The sequence below is a fragment of the Winogradskyella litoriviva genome (assembly GCF_013249065.1).
Classification (GTDB): domain Bacteria; phylum Bacteroidota; class Bacteroidia; order Flavobacteriales; family Flavobacteriaceae; genus Winogradskyella; species Winogradskyella litoriviva.
The window spans coordinates 316,769-333,718 of record NZ_JABRWQ010000004.1; the positions used below are offsets into that span (position 1 = coordinate 316,769).

General features: G+C 31.8%; 18 protein-coding genes. All 18 read right to left on the reverse strand.

What is annotated here, in order from left to right; translation table 11 throughout:
* Nucleotides 1–9: 9 nt before the first annotated feature.
* The gene (locus tag HNV10_RS10360) at nucleotides 10–369 is read right to left on the reverse strand and encodes an OadG family protein (protein ID WP_173301278.1); all 360 of its coding nucleotides are present in this window, start codon (nucleotides 367–369) and stop codon (nucleotides 10–12) included.
* On the reverse strand, nucleotides 369–1,928 hold the full coding sequence (locus HNV10_RS10365; protein WP_173301279.1) for an acyl-CoA carboxylase subunit beta: 1,560 nt from the start codon (nucleotides 1,926–1,928) through the stop codon (nucleotides 369–371). Before HNV10_RS10365 ends, HNV10_RS10360 begins: the two co-directional genes overlap by 1 nt.
* A 34-nt stretch (nucleotides 1,929–1,962) precedes the next feature.
* Nucleotides 1,963–2,370 carry a methylmalonyl-CoA epimerase gene (mce, locus tag HNV10_RS10370; RefSeq protein ID WP_173301280.1) on the reverse strand — a complete coding sequence of 136 codons (408 nt, stop codon included), beginning with the start codon at nucleotides 2,368–2,370 and terminating at the stop codon, nucleotides 1,963–1,965.
* A 550-nt stretch (nucleotides 2,371–2,920) separates the two neighbouring features.
* Nucleotides 2,921–3,532 carry a ferric reductase-like transmembrane domain-containing protein gene (locus HNV10_RS10375; protein ID WP_173301281.1) on the reverse strand — a complete coding sequence of 204 codons (612 nt, stop codon included), beginning with the start codon at nucleotides 3,530–3,532 and terminating at the stop codon, nucleotides 2,921–2,923.
* 40 nt (nucleotides 3,533–3,572) lie between these two features.
* Nucleotides 3,573–4,229 (reverse strand): aspartate/glutamate racemase family protein, encoded by a 657-nt coding sequence (locus tag HNV10_RS10380; protein WP_173301282.1) that lies wholly within the window; start codon nucleotides 4,227–4,229, stop codon nucleotides 3,573–3,575.
* A complete protein-coding gene (locus HNV10_RS10385) occupies nucleotides 4,226–5,173 on the reverse strand; it encodes an L-histidine N(alpha)-methyltransferase (protein WP_173301283.1) in 948 nt (315 codons plus the stop codon). Before HNV10_RS10385 ends, HNV10_RS10380 begins: the two co-directional genes overlap by 4 nt.
* A gap of 3 nt (nucleotides 5,174–5,176) precedes the next feature.
* Nucleotides 5,177–6,325 carry an ergothioneine biosynthesis protein EgtB gene (gene egtB, locus HNV10_RS10390; RefSeq protein WP_173301284.1) on the reverse strand — a complete coding sequence of 383 codons (1,149 nt, stop codon included), beginning with the start codon at nucleotides 6,323–6,325 and terminating at the stop codon, nucleotides 5,177–5,179.
* 4 nt (nucleotides 6,326–6,329) lie between these two features.
* Entirely contained in the window at nucleotides 6,330–7,181 is an 852-nt protein-coding gene (locus tag HNV10_RS10395; protein WP_173301285.1) for an SDR family oxidoreductase, read from the reverse strand.
* Nucleotides 7,182–7,185: 4 nt separating this feature from the next.
* On the reverse strand, nucleotides 7,186–7,383 hold the full coding sequence (locus HNV10_RS10400) for a hypothetical protein (protein ID WP_173301286.1): 198 nt from the start codon (nucleotides 7,381–7,383) through the stop codon (nucleotides 7,186–7,188).
* Nucleotides 7,384–7,641: 258 nt separating this feature from the next.
* Nucleotides 7,642–8,523: a nuclear transport factor 2 family protein gene (locus HNV10_RS10405; RefSeq protein WP_173301287.1), complete on the reverse strand. Its 882-nt coding sequence runs from the start codon at nucleotides 8,521–8,523 to the stop codon at nucleotides 7,642–7,644.
* A gap of 98 nt (nucleotides 8,524–8,621) precedes the next feature.
* Nucleotides 8,622–9,503: a helix-turn-helix domain-containing protein gene (locus tag HNV10_RS10410; protein WP_173301288.1), complete on the reverse strand. Its 882-nt coding sequence runs from the start codon at nucleotides 9,501–9,503 to the stop codon at nucleotides 8,622–8,624.
* Nucleotides 9,504–9,511: 8 nt separating this feature from the next.
* Nucleotides 9,512–10,579 carry an MBL fold metallo-hydrolase gene (locus tag HNV10_RS10415; RefSeq protein WP_241695497.1) on the reverse strand — a complete coding sequence of 356 codons (1,068 nt, stop codon included), beginning with the start codon at nucleotides 10,577–10,579 and terminating at the stop codon, nucleotides 9,512–9,514.
* 55 nt (nucleotides 10,580–10,634) lie between these two features.
* Nucleotides 10,635–12,524: a monovalent cation:proton antiporter-2 (CPA2) family protein gene (locus HNV10_RS10420; protein WP_173301289.1), complete on the reverse strand. Its 1,890-nt coding sequence runs from the start codon at nucleotides 12,522–12,524 to the stop codon at nucleotides 10,635–10,637.
* 4 nt (nucleotides 12,525–12,528) lie between these two features.
* Nucleotides 12,529–13,122, reverse strand: coding sequence for an NAD(P)H-dependent oxidoreductase (locus HNV10_RS10425; protein WP_173301290.1), 594 nt, complete (start codon nucleotides 13,120–13,122; stop codon nucleotides 12,529–12,531).
* 27 nt (nucleotides 13,123–13,149) lie between these two features.
* Nucleotides 13,150–13,947: an SDR family NAD(P)-dependent oxidoreductase gene (locus tag HNV10_RS10430; RefSeq protein WP_173301291.1), complete on the reverse strand. Its 798-nt coding sequence runs from the start codon at nucleotides 13,945–13,947 to the stop codon at nucleotides 13,150–13,152.
* Between the two features lie 93 nt (nucleotides 13,948–14,040).
* Nucleotides 14,041–15,003 (reverse strand): 2OG-Fe(II) oxygenase, encoded by a 963-nt coding sequence (locus HNV10_RS10435; protein ID WP_173301292.1) that lies wholly within the window; start codon nucleotides 15,001–15,003, stop codon nucleotides 14,041–14,043.
* Between the two features lie 128 nt (nucleotides 15,004–15,131).
* Nucleotides 15,132–15,995, reverse strand: coding sequence for a helix-turn-helix domain-containing protein (locus HNV10_RS10440; RefSeq protein ID WP_173301293.1), 864 nt, complete (start codon nucleotides 15,993–15,995; stop codon nucleotides 15,132–15,134).
* A 101-nt stretch (nucleotides 15,996–16,096) separates the two neighbouring features.
* Nucleotides 16,097–16,939 carry a DUF4437 domain-containing protein gene (locus tag HNV10_RS10445; protein WP_173301294.1) on the reverse strand — a complete coding sequence of 281 codons (843 nt, stop codon included), beginning with the start codon at nucleotides 16,937–16,939 and terminating at the stop codon, nucleotides 16,097–16,099.
* Between the last annotated feature and the right edge of the window lie 11 nt (nucleotides 16,940–16,950).

Genomic DNA, 16,950 nt, shown 5'->3' on the forward strand with positions numbered 1-16,950 from the left:
ATATCATATTTATAATCTGTTTTGAACTCCATATATCTTAGAACTCCAAGGCGAATATGATTTTTTAACTTCTTTTATCGTTAAGATTCCACTTTCAATATCATGTTGTTCACTTAAATACATATGTATAGAAGCACCAATAACAGCTGAAAGTTCTCCCGTAAAATTACTGTCTCCTTTTACCTTAATTTCGCTAATCTTTTTGTCTTTTCCTTTTGTAATTATCTTATACGCGTAAAGCATAACAGGTAATCCGAAGTTAAAAAATAAGGCTAGTATAACTAAAGCACTAAATACAATTAATAATCCGGTAATTAGTATAACGTATCCTTGACTTATTGGGTCAGTGTATAATAGTATCTGTGTCATTATAAAGGAATATTAGAGTGTTTTTTAGGTGGATTTAAATCCTTTTTATTTTGAAGTAACTGTAACGCTCTAATGATTCTGAAACGTGTGTTTCTTGGCTCAATTACATCATCAATAAATCCATATTTTGCAGCTTGGTATGGGTTTGCAAATCTTTCTGTATACTCATCTTCTTTCTTATCGATATATTCTTGTTTTTCTTCGGCATCTTCAATTTTTCTAATATTAGAACCTTCTAAAACTTCTACAGCACCTTTAGCACCCATTACAGCAATTTCTGCAGTTGGCCAAGCATAATTAACATCTCCTCGTAGTTGCTTACAACTCATTACATCGTGTGCTCCACCATAAGATTTACGCAGTGTAATAGTTACTTTTGGAACTGTTGCTTCTCCATAGGCAAATAATAATTTTGCACCATGCAATATAATTCCACCATATTCTTGTCCAGTGCCAGGTAAGAAACCAGGAACATCAACCAGTGTTACAATTGGAATATTAAACGCATCACAAAAACGAACAAATCTAGCCGCTTTTCTAGAGGCATCTATATCTAATACACCTGCATAGTATTTAGGCTGGTTAGCTACTATACCAACAGGACGTCCATTAAATCTTGCAAAACCTACACAAATATTTCTAGCATAGTTTCTGTGTACTTCTGTAAACTCACCGTTATCCGCAATAATTGAAATTACCTCAACAATATCATAAGGTTGGTTTGGATTTTCTGGAATAATATCATTTAATGCATCTTCCAATCTATCTATAGGATCGTTACAATCTAATATTGGTGCTTCTTCTAAATTATTAGAAGGCATGTAACTTAAAATTTTACGAATCAATAATAAGTTGGTTTCATCATCTTTGGCTAAAAAGTGCGAAACACCAGAACGTGTAGAATGTATTTTAGCACCACCAAGTTGATCTGCAGTAACTACTTCGCCTGTTACCGATTTTACAACTTTAGGTCCCGTTACAAACATATAACTTGTTTCCTCTGTCATTATAGTAAAATCCGTTAATGCTGGAGAATACACTGCACCACCTGCACAAGGTCCTAAAATTGACGAAATCTGAGGAATAACACCAGATGCCATAATATTACGTTGAAAAATCTCAGCGTATCCAGCTAATGATCTTACACCTTCTTGTATACGTGCTCCACCAGAATCATTTAAACCTATAACTGGAACACCAATTTTCATTGCCATATCCATTACCTTACAAATTTTTAAGGCATAAGTTTCAGATAAGGAACCTCCAAATACTGTAAAATCTTGAGCAAAAAGATAGACCACTCTACCATCAATTGTTCCATGACCAGTGACTACACCATCAGAGAGAAATATTTGTTTATCTAATCCAAAAGACTTTGTTCTGTGTGTTACAAACATGTCGAATTCTTCGAAACTATCATCGTCTAAAAGAATATCAATACGCTCACGAGCGGTTAATTTACCTTTAGCATGTTGAGAATCAATACGTTTTTCTCCGCCTCCCAACTTTGCTTTAGCTCTTTTTTCTATGAGCTCATTAATTTTATCTTGATTTGCCATAATTGTCTTTACTTATCTATAATATTATATCAAATTATTCTGGTTTAGAACATAGTTCTGTAAGCACTCCTAGTGTAGATTTTGGATGTAAAAACCCTATTTCTAAGCCTTCTGCTCCTTTTCTAGACGTTTTATCAATTAATTTTACGCCACGTTCTTCTACTGTTTTTAATGCTTCGTCAGTGTTGTTAACAGCGAATGCTATATGATGTATACCTTGTCCTTTTTTTGCAATAAATTTTCCAATTGGTCCATCTGGTGAAGTACTTTCTAATAATTCAATTTTTGTATTACCAACTAAAAAAAAGGCTGTCTTCACTTTTTGATCGACAACCTCTTCTATAGAATAGCATTTCATTCCTAATACCTGTTCATAGTATTTAATGGCTTCATCTAAATTTTCTACTGCAATGCCTAAATGCTCTATATGCGAAATATTCATAATTAAAATGTTTAATTTTTATACAAATTTAGTAGAGGTATGATTTGAATAATATGATAGATGTCATATTATAGGCAATAAAAATTATTCATTTTCCTTTAAAAGAATGCTTCAATACACCAAGAGTCGCGTAGTTATTGGCCTACGGGTAATAGTGATAATTACAAGTTTAAATTTATTAAAATTAGTACGAGATACGATTTATGATATCCCTATTTTAAGGGTTCTATTTTTGATAATAGTGTAAAATTATTGCGCGATTTTTTATAAAAATGAGATTTATGACCACAATTTTTAGTGTATATGAAGTTAAGACTATAAAATTAGTATGAAATTTATAACAATGGCTCTAAAACAGTACATTACGAAAACGTTATCGTGTTTTTTGATGAAAAAAAATTAAAATATTTTATCAAAAATGAATTCAAAAAACAGCTAAATTTTAGGAAAAAAAAGAGTAAAACATCTGGTTCGTTTCTAAAATTTGTTAACTAATCTTTTTTTTAATAGTAGTTATACTAATTTTTACAAACAATGGTTTTACTAAATTTTATTTCTTTCTGAGCTCAATTATTTTATGTTTTATTATAGGAATTCTAATAATGAAACCAATGCCAACGATTATAGCATAAATTAACCATGTTTTTTGTAATAGTACTACATGGATTATACTTAGAAATACAATTAGATATGCAAAACTCTGAATTTTTTTCCAGTTTCTTTTTAATAGTTTCATTGATTTTCTATTCGATGTTAAAACCAAAGGAATAAGCATTAGAATAGCTATAAAACCCAAAACATAATTAACTTGTGTAAAGGTTTCTAAAAACCCCTCAATGATTACAAACAATATAAAGTGTATAAAACTCCATACTGCAGTGACTATTCCCATGGCTTGACGTACAAATAAATTGTTTACACCAAAGAGTATAAAGAATGGCGTACATGTTAGCACTGCTGTCATCCATCTAATGGCAAACTCTCCAGATATATGATATAGCATATCTGTTGAGGACCTATCTTGGTTGGCTACATTTTTTACCAAACTAACGTTTAAACCGTTAGAAAAATCAATGTGTATAAAATTTAAAAGTGGAATAATTGGAAGAATAGCTAATATTACAACTATCATCCAACCGTAGTTTTTCTTGAGGAATTTCATTTCTATATTTTAAAACTAAATTACTATTTATTTAATTTAATTAAAGCTCATAAATAGCTGTATTTATCTGTATTCTCGCCATATCGTAAACTAAATTATTTTGGTTATTATAAGCTACAGATAGTTCTGTACAAGCGAAAACTACAGCTCCATTTTGAGTATACTTGGCTATTAGACTTCTAAATGTAGCAAGTTGTTCAGTGGTTTCTGTGCCATTATAAATAACTACTCGTAGGTTCTCAATTATTAGCCTATCTTCTTCGGAAGGTTGTAAAACAGATATATGATGTGATTTAAATGCGCTACTAATATAATTGGATTGCATTGTATACAATGACCCAAAAACCGTAACATGTCGGTGATTATCATCTTTTAATTTAATAATCGTTTGAGTTACTGGATGAATTATGTTGCTTGGTATGTTTAATCTGTCTAATGTTTCGTGTAATGTTATATTAGGTACTATTATGGAATGTACATTCAATTGAGCTAGCTTATTTAAAGGATTCAAAACAAGATTGTCTAGATGGTTAGACGTATTTGGAAGCAGATTATTTATAGCATCAAAATTTATGTTTAGCATAGTAAAAGGACAAGTACTAAATCCACCATGTTTTTTATTATATAACGCATTAAGTTCCTTTATATAAAATAAGGTTGAAAAACTACCTAAGCCCAATACTCCTAATTTACTCATACTATTTTTAATATATAGTTTGAAAAATAATTATTACTATCTGTTAATTTGTCTGAAATTTTGAATTTTGTTTTAGCAATGATACTATTTATGATGTCATCGTTATATTTTCTAGACACTTCTAAGTGAATTTTTTCATCTTTATAAAAATGAAACGATTTATTTAATGCTTCAACAAAAACATCTTGGTCTTTTGTACTCACTAAAAAACTTTTTGCAATACCTTCTATTTCATCGTATTCTGGTAGGTGTTTAAAAGTATTAATTGCAAAGTTCCCTTTTAATTCTGTATTAATTCTATTTAATAAATTTAAGTTGAAAGCAGCAGTAATCCCTTTACTATCATTATAAGCTGTAAGTACAATGTCTTTCGCTTTTATTAGATCAACACCTAAAAAAAGTTGATCACCTAACGCTAAACTGGCACTTAAGTTTTGCAAAAATACATTCGCTATATCATCTGTCATATTTCCTATATTAGAACCTAAGAACAATATAACTTTTTGATGTTTACTATCCTTAAATGATTCTAATACCTTAAAATAATCACCTTGTTTTGTTTTTACGGAAAGCGAAGGTATTTCTGTTTGTAGTGTTTTATCTAAGTTATCTAATGCATTTTGAGAAAAGTCTATTGGAAAATAATCAAAATCATAAGCCTCTTTATCTAAAAGCTTTAATAATTCCTTAGTTTTCGTTCCGTCACCAGCTCCTAGTTCTATTAATTCGAAATAGGTATCTTTTTTCAAATTTAAAGATGTAATTATTTTTAAAGTTTGATTTTTAAAAATCTCATATTCAGCTCTTGTTAAATAATATTCAGGCAAATTCATTATTTCTACAAAGAGTGCATCGCCTTTTTTATCATAAAAATACTTTGATGGTAAATTTTTGTTCTTAGCACTTAAGCCTTTATTTACGGCCTCTTTAAACTCTTCTATCATATATTATTTTACTAATCGTATTCCTGTGTATTGCCAACGTTCTAGAGGGTTAAAAAAATTTCTATAGGTATTTCTGCTATGATTTTTTGAAGTTGCTACAGATGCGCCTCTTAAAACCATTTTATTACTCATAAACTTTCCGTTGTACTCTCCTACTGCACCATTTGCTTTTTCAAAATTGGGATATGGTAAATATGCACTTGCTGTCCATTCCCATCGTTTTCCCCAATCTATTTGATTTGAAGCAATTTCCCACTCAAATTCTGTTGGAAGTCTCATTCCTTTCCATTCTGCAAAGGCATTTGCTTCATAAAAATTGATATGACTTAATATAGCATCTTTATCTACTGGTTGCAATCCTGCTAAAGTGTAATAATGCCATGTATTATCAATATTATACCAATATAATGGCGCTTTAACCTTGTTTTTGTTTACCCAAGTCCAACCTTCATCGAGCCATAAATTAAAATCTGAATATCCTCCAGACTCCATAAACTCTAAATAGTCTCCATTTGTGACTAAATGGTTGTTCATTTCAAAATCATCAACAAATACCTTGTGCAATCCTAATTCATTATCGTAACAAAAGTCTTTTCCTTTATACCCAATTATATAAATTCCTTCTTTAAATTTTATACGGTCTTGGTATTGGTTTTTATCTTTTAATAGATTAAACTCTTTTTGATATACTGGAAAAATAGGATTGTGACCAAACATATACTTGACGTCAGTTACTAATAACTCTTGATGTTGTTGCTCATGATTAAGACCTAGAATTATTAAATCCGCTAATTCTTTTGTAGAGTTCTGTTTTAATAATTCTATCATATAAGCATCTACATAATTTCTGTATTCTAGAATTTTGCTCGTCACAGGTCGTGACATATTACCTCTGTTAGCCTGTAAAATCCGAGTACCCAAATTATTATAGTAGCTATTAAATAAGAAATTAAAAGACGTGTTAAATACTTTATAATTAGGAAGAAACGATTTTAAAATAAACTCTTCAAAAAACCAAGTGGTATGAGCTAAGTGCCATTTAGGTGGACTAGCAAATGCAACCACTTGTATTGAATAATCTTCTATATTTAAATGGCTACAAAACGAAACGGTTTGTTCCCTAACCTTAGTAAAGTACTCTATTAAATTCATTCTTTTAATTATGTTGCTTTATGTCTTTTATAATTTCTAAAGTAGACTTATGCGGTCTATTTGTAGCTTTAATATAATCTGATTGCACATTATAAGCGCCTTTTAAAATACCTTCGTAAATACCAGCTATAACGGTACCCATAAAATCACCTAATTGAGCTTTTCGTTCTTTAGCATATGATTCTACTGACACAGAATTAAACGTAAGATTTGTACCATATACCTCATTAATAACATTTGCTAATTGGGCTTGCGTAATTGGTTCTCCAACCAAATTATAGACTTTACCATTATGTTTATCTTCTGTGAGCATTTTAGTATAAGCATAGGCTAATTCCGTTCTACTTGTATACGGACATTTTCCGTTTTCTGCACAATTTCTAATCTCTCCTTCTTTAATATAAGTGTCAATATACTCAATATCTGGTTCAATATAAATTCCGTTTCTACCAATCACCCAATCTAAACCTGAATTTTGAATGTCTTTTTCTGTTTGGCGATTACTTTGTACTATTGGACTAAACGCATTATTTTCTTCTGCACCTACTATACTTGTATAAACTATCTTTTTTACATTATTAGATTTTGCTGCTTCAATGACATTTCGGTGTTGCTGAATTCGTTTTTGAGGTTCATCCATACCAGACACTAACAATACAGCGTCTACGTCTTTAAGGGCTTTATCAAATTCTTCGCGATTATTATAGTCTCCACTTCTAACTTCAATGTTTAAATGTTTTGCTTTTTTTGGTGTACGCGCAATACCTATAACATTTTCACTTCCTATTATTTGAATCAACTTTGTTGCTATTGCAGCACCTAATTGTCCGCTAACTGATGTCACTGCTATTTTCATAATTCTATTTTGTTTGTTTTAATTCTGCTAATTCTTTTTCTAAGGCCTCAGCTTTATCCTTAAATTTTTGCATTGCTTTTTTCATCTGACCAATTTTTTTAAAAGCCTCTTCATCTTGCACTGCAGTAAAGGATTCTACACCTCCTTTTTCTTTGTATTTTGCTTTTGCACCGCACGTTGGGCACGTTCTTATATCTGACATATTATTTTATTATTAAGTTTTAAAAATGAAAAGACCATATTAAGTGATAACCTTTTCAACTATTAACCTGTTCTGTTGATAATTTTTCAATAATCCTTTTCTTTTTCCATGGTCGTCCATTTTGCAACTACTAAAATTTCATTTGTTTTGTTATTAAAAGCACTATGTCTACTTAGATAACTAGATTAATTAATACTGTTTTTAGCATCTACTTTTGCATCTTCTTTCCAGAATTTTTGCGCATATGATGGGTAGCTTTTAAAAATTAAATTTTCCGTTTGTGTTTTTTCTATTGGCTTCTGGTAAAATAGTTTCAATCACATCCCAATGTTCTACAATTTTCCCATTCTCTAACCTAAATAAATCGTAATATGAGGTTGGCTCACCTGCAAAACGACCCTCACTAATAGTTAATACAAAATTACCTTGTCCTAATACTTTGTGTACCGTCTCAAATTCCATATGTATACCTTGTTTAGCCATCGCTTCTAATGCTTGTCCGAAACCAGATAAACCATCTGCAATATTGGGATTGTGTTGTATATAATTATCGCCATCAAAATAGTTTTGAAGCTTATCCATTTTACCATTTATTAATACAGTATTTAAAAAACTTTCAACTTGTGTTTTGTTGGCTTCCGTTTTATCTAAATCGGTAATCGTTGTGGTACCATCAATTTGTGTGTGACCACTTGGATTTAATGGTTTAATTTCTATTAAGTTATCCCAATGCTCTACAATTAGACCTTCTTCGAATCTAAAGACATCAAATCCTATTTTCGGTCCGTAGAAATCGTATTCTGTTTGCGAAAAAACATAATCACCATCTTCGAATAATCGAACTGTACTTACTTTAAAACCACCTTCTGGTGCATTTTGTAGTACAGCACCAAAGCCAGCTAACCCATCTGCTACAGCTAAGTTATGTTGAATATATTTTTCTGGGTTAATGTAACTTGCAGGTATTTGGTTTCGAGTTTCCATACTCTTTAAAAGTGCACCTACTTTAGCTTTATTAGATAGTTTTATTCCTGTTTCCATTTGTTCTTTGTTGTTCTGTTCTTTAGACTTATTTTGTTGTTCTGACTTGCATGATGTTACTAATATTAGTAAGGCCATTGTTAATCCTAAATGTTTCATTTTTTTAGTATTTTAATTACAAGACAAAATTATCTTAGAACTACATAATAGTAAAGATGAATTACAGTACAAAAATGGTAAATATCGAACCTGAGGTGTTAGATGTAATCTTTTTTGAATGAATTTGGGGTAAATCCTGTATGTTTTTTAAAGTACTTAACGAAGTTAGTTGGTTCTTCAAACCCCAAATTATATGCTAATTCAGTACTTTTTATTTCAGAATTTATAAGTAAGCGTTTGGCTTCTAATATTATAAACTGGTCAATGAATTGTTTAGCGGTAATCCCAACTGTGGTCTTACAAATAGTGTTTAGGTGCTTGTAAGTTATATGTAACCTATTTGCATAAAAATCAGCATTTCTACTAACTTTATAATGCTGTTCTAACAAGGATTTAAAATTTAAAAAGGTATTGAGTTGGTTAGAATGTTTAAGATGAAATGTCTGGTATTGCTTTAAGCGTTCTAATTTCGAAAAAATAATAGAATGCAATGCTTTATAGGTGTTTTCTTGATTGTAATCCTCTTTAAGGTTGTTAAATTCATTATAAAATAATTCAAAATACTGCAAAACATTTGAATCGATTGGCACCTGAATAATTGGTGAAAATAAATGTGCATTAAATAACCTAACTATTTCATTCTTGGGTAAGCTATTTATTTGTTTTTGCAAATAATCTGTAGTAAATAATAAAATATAGCCTTTTAAACCTTTGGTAAATTTAAACGCATTAATCTGTCCTTTAGAAATGTGTATAATGGTGTGTTTTTTAACAGGATGCCATACAAAGTCTACCAACTGTTTACTTTCTCCTTCTGTATAATAGACTATCATATTAAAGGCAACTTGGTGGACTTTTTCTGGATGATGATTATCTAACAAATCGGTACGACTCGCCAATTTTTCTATGGTAAGAATATCAATACCCGAATTATTTGTTTTTTTAGCATTAAAGGCAATATTTGGAATATCTTTTGGCATACAATATACTATTTCCACCAGGTTTTAACTGTATATGTACTATCTTTTGGATAGATTAGTTCACCAATTTTAGGTGTTACAATTCTCAAATCAAATTCTTCAGCTGTTTTGGTAAAACGCTCAATTGGATCAGTCCAAGTATGCATTGCTAATTTAAATGCGCCCCAATGTATAGGCATTATTTTTTTAGCTTTCACATCTATTCCGGCTTGTACGGTTTCTTCAGGAAACATATGAATATCTGGCCACATTTCGTTATACTGACCACATTCTATCATTGCAAAATCAAACGGTCCATAGATCTCACCAATGGTTTTAAAATGGTTGGCATAACCACTATCACCACTAAAGAAAATATTATCTGTTTTAGATTGTACAATCCAAGATGACCAAAGCGTTTTAGCTCTATCTGACAACCCACGACCAGAAAAATGTTGAGCTGGTGTACAGATCAATTTTAAATCTTTAAAGTATGTTTCTTGCCACCAATCTAGCTCGGTAATTTTAGTTTTATCAACGTTCCATTTTTGCAAATGCGCACCAACACCAAGTGGAGTGTAAAAATGGTCTACTTTATTTTTTAATGCTATAATAGACTTATAATCGAGATGATCGTAATGGTCGTGCGATATAATTACTGCATCAATTTTGGGCAATTTATCAATAGAAATAGGCAACTCTTCATTAAAACGTTTACTGCCCAAACTAGGATGTGGTGCAGGTACATTACCCAACATGGGATCTATTAATATCGTTTTTTTATCAGTTTGAAGCAAAAAAGTAGAATGCCCAAACCAAACTAGTCGTGTTTCGCCTTTATAATCAGCAATATTTAATGAATCTATTTTAGAGAATGGTAAAATTTCTTCTGGTTTAGTATTTGGTTGACTTTTAAAAAATCCCACTAGTGCTTTTCCCATATCTTTCGCACTCATATCTAGTTTAACCTCAGTGCTATTTACAAAAATATCATCTTTATAGTTTTTAGACTTTTTATATTCTGCGATGGCTTCATCTGAAGCTTTTCCGCCGAATTGTGGGTTAAAATATAGAAATAACACTATTGTCAGTATCATTGCTCCTAATATTATTCCAATGCTTAACACCATTCGTTTTAAAAATTTTAAAAGTTTAACTTTCATTAGATTTTCCTAATTGTTTCCTAATATATTCACTATCCCAATGATTATCATAAGCCACTATGCCTCGTTTAAAATCATCTTCTAGTAATTTTTCTTGTTGTTCTAACTCTTTTCGTGCTTTAAAAATATAATTATCATCTCGATTCGGTTCTGTTGCTAGACGTCTTAAACTTGCTTCGTCATATTTAATGAAATTTTGAACCTGACGATTTAAAGTGTATTTTCTAAAACCCAATTTATTTAAAGCATCACTAGCTAGAGCTAACGAAGTGTCTAAAGTTTCACGATAAATATTTTTGACGTCTAGATTGAGTAATTCGTACGCATCGTATCTATTTTTAGTACGCACCAAAAGTTCTACGTTAGGATATTTCTCCTTAACTATTTTAGTAATTGCTTTGGCTACAGATACTTTATTAGTGGCACAAATCAATAATTTAGCTTCTGCAATGCCTGCAGATTCTAATAAATCTTCTCTGGTGGCATCACCATAATAGACTTCAAATCCCATTTTACGAAGAAAATCAACACGATTAGAATCGAAATCTAAAATAGTTGCCTCAACACCATGTGAGCGGAGAAAACGACCAACTGTACTACCAAAATGCCCAAAGCCAACCAATATAACCTTTTGTGATTTAGCAATATGATCCATTGGTCGTTTTATGGATTCTTTAGTACCAACCTTTGGAAGAATAAATCGTTCGTTTACCAAAGCTAAAATTGGTGTTAACGACATAGATACTGCGGTAACTACCAACATCATATCCATTTGTTCTTGCTCTAAAATATTAAGCTGAAATGCGAACGATAGCAATACAAAAGCAAACTCACCAACTTGAGCTAAACTAAAAGTTAACAATACATTCTGGTCTATTTTTAGTTTAAATATACGCCCTGTAATAAACAATACTAACGCTTTTATAGCAATGATGGCAAGTAAAATAACACCAATAGTTAATGGACTATTGGCAATGACCACAAAGTTGATGGATGCACCAACTGCCATAAAAAAGAGCCCTAATAATAAATTTTTAAAGGGCTCTAAGGTGCTCTCCAGTTCGTGTTTAAACTCACTTGTAGATAAAACAACACCACCTAAAAATGCACCTAATGCTGGACTCAAACCAACAAATTCCATTACGTATGAAATTCCGAATACGATTAAAAACGCAGCTGCAATCAATAACTCTCTAACACCTGTTTTTGCTACTTTTCTGAGTATTGGCACTACCACAAATCGTCCTGCCAATACAATTAAAACTACTGAAAGAATAATCGCTAAAGTTTGAAAACCTATAGGTAAATTTTCAATTAATGTTGCAGTTGAATGTGTATCTGTACTGCCTGCCTTTTCTTCAGAATTACTTAATAATGGTAATGCACCAATCATAAATATAACAATGATATCTTGAAACAATAAGATTGAAAAAGCACTTGAACCAAAGGTCGTATTCATCAAGCCTTTTTCTTTAATAGTTTGTAATGCAATTGCTGTTGATGATAGCGCTACAGCCATACCTATGGCTAATGACACTTGCCATTGGTATCCTAAAAACGCGAACAAAATGTACGTTAAACCAACGGTTAATGCGACTTGAATTCCACCCATACCAAGGATGGATTTTCGCATGTTCCAGAAGTTTTTAGGTTCAATTTCTAGTCCGATTAAAAACAGCATCACTACAACACCAAACTCTGCAAAATGCAGAATATCCTCACCTTCTTCACCAATAAATCCTAATACATAAGGGCCAATAAGTACACCTGCCAATAAATACCCAATAACCGAGCTTAGACCAAATCGTTTAGCCAAAGACACACAAATGATGGCACCAGCCAAAAACACAATTGCTTGAAACAATAAACTTCCGGACATAGGCTTACCTGGTTAAAAGATTTAAATCGTTAAGAAAAAAGCAATTTGACAACTGGGTTGCCTCAAAGTCACCTTGAAGCAAATCTATAAGCTGCTCGTATTGATTGGCGTAATTAACCAAATCTTCATCAGATAAATTATGTGTACCCATAACTGCAAATGGTGGTAAATAGTTCATTCCACATAAAGTGGCCGTTTGTTCATAAGGTTTTAAAAACTCATTTATAGTATATGTGTTATATCCTTGAGAACAATATACTTCTCTAGAGCCACCAGTGGTAATAACATTAAAAACTGTTTTATTATGTAATACTTTTCCTTTTGGTCCATAAGCCCAATTAAACTCTAATACCATATCCTTCCATTGCTTTAAAATAGCAGGACTACTATACCAATATAACGGATGATGCCAAATAATAATATCATGTTGCAGAAGCAATTCTTGCTCACGTTGTACATTGATATGAAAATTTGGATAATGCTCATATAAATCGTTAAAAGTTACATGCGCTTTATCTTTTAAGCGGTTTATTAATGCAGCATTAGCTCTCGATTTTTCAAACTTTGGATGTGCAAAAAGAATAAGTACTTTTTTCATTGGCTATTTTGATTGGTATTGAAAGCTCTAGTTGCTAATGATGGATTCTGTTAAAGTTAGTAATAATTTAATTTTATTGTCATTATATGCATCTGGATGTGCATTACTATAACTTCCTCTATCATTGTCAAAATATGTGCCTGAATGGTTTTTATGACGTTCTGACACTGCCAAGTCGTAAAGAATATCTACACCCTTTTCTGCAGGTGACCAATGCTGCCCATACGCTTCTTTTGCCATTTTTGTATTTAATAAAGAACCAGGGTTTACAGCTATCGTTACTATTTTTGAATGATTTTTAGCAAAGTAGAACGACCACATGGTCAAGGCCAACTTACTCTGTGCATAGCTCTCACTAGCGTTTACCTTAGCATCGCCAGTTAACACCCCTTTTTGGACTGTAGATTGTGCTGCCGAACTTAAATTGATAATTCTTGTTGCTGAGCCTTTTTGTAACACGGGTAAAATAGTTTCAGTTAAAATATATGACGCTAAATAATTTACAGCAATTCTAATATCTAAGCCGTCTATTGTTTTTTCAGAAGGACTTTTATAAATACCAGCATTATTTATTAAAATATCTAAACTTGATACTTCCTTTTTAATTTGCGCAGCCATTTGTTTAACAGCATTTAAATCTGAAAAATCAGCTACAAATCCTTTTATATTGTCGTTTTTTGAAGCTTCTTTTATCTCTTTTATTACATTGTTTACTTTAGTTTCACTTCTACCGTGAATATAGACTGTATTTCCATCTTTTGCCAGTTTTAAAGCAGTAAGTTTTCCTATACCATCTGTACTTCCTGTTATCAATATATGTTTCATTGTATTTTTTATGTTGATGAAAACTGGCAATACAACTATTGCCAGTTTTATAATTTTATTTTTGTTTAATATAATAAACTACGCCTGCCATAATTAGAATGGTGCAACGGTATCTTTAGGACCATCAGGCAAACTCCAACGTTGGCGAGCGGTAACGCTTTCCAATGCAACATCTTTAATGGTATCACTGCTACTATTTCCGTAACTGCTAGTACTACCACGTGGTATTTGCATACGGTCACCATACAGCCAAACTACTAAATTACTACGTTGTCCGCTTGTAATTGGGTGTGTTGCGTGTGGCACATTACCTCTATGGATGATGGCTTTACCTGGTTCAAAAATAGCTTGTACGGTTTTTCCTGAAGCTTTATCATAAAAATCTACCTCAGATCCTGTAAACTTTTCATCCGGTAAGTTAATATTAATATTTAAAGTTGCTGAAGATGCATCGGTATGTGCGTGTAAATCTTTGTCTTTATCTGGATTGTATTGTATTGAAAATCCAAAGGTCTGATTATCATAACCGTAGGTTCCCAATAACAAACGTGCAATCGGACGCATAAAACGGTCCATCATATCGTTATAAAAGGCTTGAAAATTAGGTGCAGCCAAATGCCCTTCAGAACGAGGATCTAGCATCATTCCATATCGGTTTAACTGTATGCCATAAGGTGCACGTTTTGGTACTCTTGAGTTTGCAACAGCTTCTAAATAGTTGCGAAAATCCGCTAAGCGATCTAAATCAAAAAACTGTGCGACATAAACACCAGGTATAATTTCTTCCCATAAATCGGCAACAGCAGATTCTTTTTCCGGGTTTTCCCAAGCGTCTTTAATAGCTTTACGTAAGCGTGGGTCAAGCAAAGTTTCGTCAGGAACTAGTAAATCGTCTTTGTTTTCTATTTCCCACTCTGCCCAAGCAGCTTCTAACAATTTACGGTTTTCATTCCAAAATTGAGCAACTGATGGATCGCGTCTTAAGGATAATTCTCTTGATGGTACTTCTAAAGCACGAGCTTCTGCAAGTGCATTGGTATGTTCTATTGTTTTCATAATTATATGTTTTAAGTATAGCTACTGCTATTGTATTTTTTATCTATAACAAAATTACGCACAAGCGGCTGTTCTGCTTTGGTAGAAAACAAAGTGGTATTAGTAAAAAAAGAGGTTTTAGTAAAAATTTAGGCTAAATTGGCTCTAAAGGTACTTAAACTAGTGCCTTTATAACTTTGAAACGTTTTGTTTAAATGACTAGAATCTGTAAAACCAAGTTCGGCAGCAATTTCGGAATATTGTAAATCGGTATATTTTAAACGTGTTTCAACCAATTTTAATTTGTAGTTGATGATGTATTTTTTTAGCGACACATCTGTATGTTTTTTAAAATATTCACTGATGTAATTATCTGCCATGTGAAACTCTTCAGCTAAACTTTTAGTAGATAATAAATCTGAATTATAAATATTAGAATGAATATAATTTATGATTTGCTGAATTTTGGACGATTTCACTTCTTTTACAGAATCTGAAGTATTTATAAATTGAATATTGCGTGCAATAAGATGCAAAATGACGGATAATGAATTTTGAATGATAAAAATATCGAAAGACTGTTTGTTTAAATATTCAGTTGCTACCATATTTACTAACGCTACCAAATGCGCTCGATCAGCATCAGTTTCGAACTGCATTTCACGAAGTTCGTGACTTTCACTATTTAAGATTTCTTCTATTTTACGAAACCAATCGTTAACGGGTAATGTTTCATTTTGTGAAGCTGTATTTCTAAAAAAACTCTTTAAAAACTTAATAGCTACAGTTGTTGTTTCTGTTTCTGGATTTACAATATAAATGTCATCTGGAATAAATACAAAAATACTTTTTGCAGAATAAGTTACTGTTTTGCCATTAATTTTTATGGTTCCATTACCTTTTTTAAAATATAGAATTTCGAAAAAACGAATAGTAGTATACTTACAAAACTCAAAAAATGTTTGGTCTTTGTATTGAGCAATCACAATGTTTTCGATAATGGTTCTTGGCATATAAATTTTTTTAAAGTTACTAAATATAATAAAAAGTAGAAGCCACGTATTGAAGTGGCTTCTTATTGCTATAAATCAATATTTACTAATTAATTACAGTTTTATTTATAAGTAACCTCATACTTTCCATTTGCTCTAATGTAAATGACAGCCTCTTGGTCATCTTTTACAGTAATTTTATGAGTTGAATCTTCAGCCGCTCCAAAATAACTACCTGCTTCTAAAAGATTAACAAATTCATTACCTGAAGCTTGGTGAGCAATAGTACCTTGAATAATAACTGCTCTAAAATTTGGACTTAAATTCTTTATTTCACCTTCAAAACCGGCTGGTAATTTTAACATGCTTGCGCTTAGTTCACTTTCTTTATGGCTTCCCCATAAAAATGCAGTTTCTACTTTAGACTCGTCAGTAACCCAAGTAATATCTGAAGCGTTTAACCAAACTAGATTAGATTTATCTATGTTTATAGGACGCTCACCATTATCAAAAGCTTCGTCAGTAGGTTTTACTAAATAAGGTCCTTCTTGAATTTCAATGTATGCCATATTTGCTTCGCCAGATGCAGCTGTTATATGTGCCTCACCTGCTGGTTGCTGCCAAAACGAGCCAGCTGGCAACCATTGCTCTTGTGCATTTTCATCATCATTATGCAATAAACCTTGAATTACGACACCACGATACGTTACATTGTGTATGTGTGGTGGTGATGAAAATCCTTTATTAAATTTCACTAGAAATCCAGAAGCTAAAGTATCTGTACGGTCACCCCAAAGGTTTCCTGCGGCTGGACTTTTATCACCTCGTAAGGGATTTAACCAACCCCATTCTACATTGTCTGCGGTTACTACTTCGTTTCTAGATTTTGCATCATCTGTTTTTGGTGTTTGTGCATTTACTCCAATTGCTAAGAATAACAAAACAACCATTATAATTTTTTTCATCACTATGGTTT